Annotated in this window: 1 rRNA gene (running past one end of the window); it reads left to right on the forward strand. The window is 52.7% G+C overall.

Going from position 1 to position 1,751, the window contains the following annotated elements:
* Nucleotides 1–17: 17 nt before the first annotated feature.
* Nucleotides 18–1,751 (forward strand): 23S ribosomal RNA (locus NKJ21_RS27260) (its annotated part continues 1,162 nt past the right edge of the window); the annotation flags it as partial.

Below are 1,751 nucleotides of genomic sequence, written 5' to 3' on the forward strand. Positions count from 1 at the left end.
ACATCTTCGGGTTGTGAGGTTAAGCGACTAAGCGTACACGGTGGATGCCCTGGCAGTCAGAGGCGATGAAGGACGTGCTAATCTGCGAAAAGCGTCGGTAAGGTGATATGAACCGTTATAACCGGCGATGTCCGAATGGGGAAACCCAGTGCAATTCGTTGCACTATCGTTAACTGAATACATAGGTTAACGAGGCGAACCGGGGGAACTGAAACATCTAAGTACCCCGAGGAAAAGAAATCAACCGAGATTCCCCCAGTAGCGGCGAGCGAACGGGGAGCAGCCCAGAGTCTGAATCAGCTTGTGTGTTAGTGGAACGGTCTGGAAAGTCCGACGGTACAGGGTGATAGTCCCGTACACCAAAATGCACAGGTTGTGAACTCGAAGAGTAGGGCGGGACACGTGGTATCCTGTCTGAATATGGGGGGACCATCCTCCAAGGCTAAATACTCCTGACTGACCGATAGTGAACCAGTACCGTGAGGGAAAGGCGAAAAGAACCCCGGCGAGGGGAGTGAAAAAGAACCTGAAACCGTGTACGTACAAGCAGTGGGAGCACCTTTATGGTGTGACTGCGTACCTTTTGTATAATGGGTCAGCGACTTATATTCTGTAGCAAGGTTAACCGTATAGGGGAGCCGCAGGGAAACCGAGTCTTAACTGGGCGTTAAGTTGCAGGGTATAGACCCGAAACCCGGTGATCTAGCCATGGGCAGGTTGAAGGTTGGGTAACACTAACTGGAGGACCGAACCGACTAATGTTGAAAAATTAGCGGATGACTTGTGGCTGGGGGTGAAAGGCCAATCAAACCGGGAGATAGCTGGTTCTCCCCGAAAGCTATTTAGGTAGCGCCTCGTGAATTCATCTTCGGGGGTAGAGCACTGTTTCGGCTAGGGGGTCATCCCGACTTACCAACCCGATGCAAACTACGAATACCGAAGAATGTTATCACGGGAGACACACGGCGGGTGCTAACGTCCGTCGTGAAGAGGGAAACAACCCAGACCGCCAGCTAAGGTCCCAAAGTCATGGTTAAGTGGGAAACGATGTGGGAAGGCACAGACAGCCAGGATGTTGGCTTAGAAGCAGCCATCATTTAAAGAAAGCGTAATAGCTCACTGGTCGAGTCGGCCTGCGCGGAAGATGTAACGGGGCTAAACCATGCACCGAAGCTGCGGCAGCGACACTATGTGTTGTTGGGTAGGGGAGCGTTCTGTAAGCCTGCGAAGGTGGCCTGTGAGGGCTGCTGGAGGTATCAGAAGTGCGAATGCTGACATAAGTAACGATAAAGCGGGTGAAAAGCCCGCTCGCCGGAAGACCAAGGGTTCCTGTCCAACGTTAATCGGGGCAGGGTGAGTCGACCCCTAAGGCGAGGCCGAAAGGCGTAGTCGATGGGAAACAGGTTAATATTCCTGTACTTGGTGTTACTGCGAAGGGGGGACGGAGAAGGCTATGTTAGCCGGGCGACGGTTGTCCCGGTTTAAGCATGTAGGCGGAGGTTCCAGGTAAATCCGGTACCTTTTAACGCTGAGGTGTGATGACGAGGCACTACGGTGCTGAAGTAACAAATGCCCTGCTTCCAGGAAAAGCCTCTAAGCATCAGGTAACATTAAATCGTACCCCAAACCGACACAGGTGGTCAGGTAGAGAATACCAAGGCGCTTGAGAGAACTCGGGTGAAGGAACTAGGCAAAATGGTGCCGTAACTTCGGGAGAAGGCACGCTGGTGTGTAGGTGAAGTCCCTGCGGA

The organism is Klebsiella sp. SWET4 (assembly GCF_024296565.1).
GTDB lineage: Bacteria > Pseudomonadota > Gammaproteobacteria > Enterobacterales > Enterobacteriaceae > Klebsiella > Klebsiella variicola.